The organism is Zoogloea sp. (assembly GCF_030157465.1).
In the GTDB taxonomy this organism is placed as follows: Bacteria; Pseudomonadota; Gammaproteobacteria; order Burkholderiales; family Rhodocyclaceae; genus Zoogloea.
On the sequence record NZ_JAOAUU010000038.1, the window covers coordinates 1 to 1,370 of the forward strand.

1 protein-coding gene is annotated in these 1,370 nt (G+C 65.8%); it reads left to right on the forward strand.

All coding sequences use genetic code 11. The features are described 5' to 3' along the window. Positions 1 to 18: 18 nt before the first annotated feature. A partial coding sequence (gene fumC, locus Q1W26_RS04350) for a class II fumarate hydratase (RefSeq protein ID WP_300436360.1) occupies positions 19 to 1,370 on the forward strand: 1,352 nt, incomplete at its 3' end.

The following is a 1,370-nucleotide window of genomic DNA, read 5'->3' on the forward strand; positions in this document are numbered from 1 at the left end:
ACATAAAAGGACGCGCAAATGGCCACCGGAAACGCAACAACGCGAACCGAGCACGACTCCTTCGGCGATATCGAGGTCGCGGCCGACCACCTGTGGGGGGCCCAGACCCAGCGCTCCCTCCAACATTTCGCGATTTCCACGGAACGCATGCCGGACGAGATCATCCTGGCCCTGGCCACCGTCAAATCCGCCTGCGCCAGGGTGAACGGCGAGCTGGGGCTTTTGCCGGACAACAAGGCTGCAGCAATCATCGCGGCGGCCGAAGAAGTGCGGCTCGGTCGCCACGCGGCGGAGTTTCCGCTCGCGGTGTGGCAGACGGGCTCGGGCACCCAGAGCAACATGAACATCAACGAGGTTCTGGCCAATCGCGCCTCGGAACTGCTGGGCGGCACGCGTGGCCCGGGGCGTTACGTGCATGCCAACGACGAGGTCAATCTTGGCCAGTCCTCCAACGACATCTTTCCCACCGCGATGAATCTTGCCGCGGCGCTCGGCATCACGCGCGCGCTGCTGCCTGCGCTGGCGCGCCTTCGTTCAACGCTGGAGGCAAAATCCACGGCCTTTGCCAGCATCGTCAAGATCGGCCGCACCCACTTGCAGGATGCGACGCCCCTGACCCTGGGCCAGGAGTTCTCGGGCTACGTCGCGCAACTCGATCAGGCGATGGCGCGGATCAATGCCCTGCTGCCCGCTATCCAGTCGCTTGCCGTCGGCGGCACGGCGGTGGGCACCGGCCTCAACACCCATCCGGAATTCGGCGCGCGGGTGGCGGCCGAACTCGCCCGGAGCAGCGGCCTCGCCTTCATCAGCGCCAGCAACAAGTTTGCCGCGCTGGCGTCCCACGATGATCTGGTCGCCGCCCATGGCGCCCTCAAGACCCTGGCCGTTGCGCTGACCAAGATCGCCAACGACATCCGCTGGCTGGCCTCCGGGCCGCGCTGCGGACTGGGCGAAATTTCCATCCCCGAAAACGAACCCGGCAGCTCGATCATGCCCGGCAAAGTCAACCCGACCCAGTGCGAGGCGCTCACCATGCTGTGCTGCCAGGTGATGGGCAACGACGTCGCCATCACCATCGGAGGCGCAGCGGGGAGCTTCGAGCTGAACGTCTACAAACCGCTCATCGCCCACTGCTTTTTGCAAAGCCTGCGCCTACTCGCCGACGGCATGAACAGTTTCGAGCAGCACTGCGTGCACGGCATCGAGGCGCGCCCCGAACGGATCACCGAACTGCTGGAGCGCTCGCTGATGCTGGTCACCGCCCTTGCGCCGCATATCGGCTACGACAAGGCCGCCGAAATCGCCAAGAAGGCGCACCACGACGGCAGCACCCTGCGGGAAGCCGCACTGGCCCTGGGGCATGTCGCCGC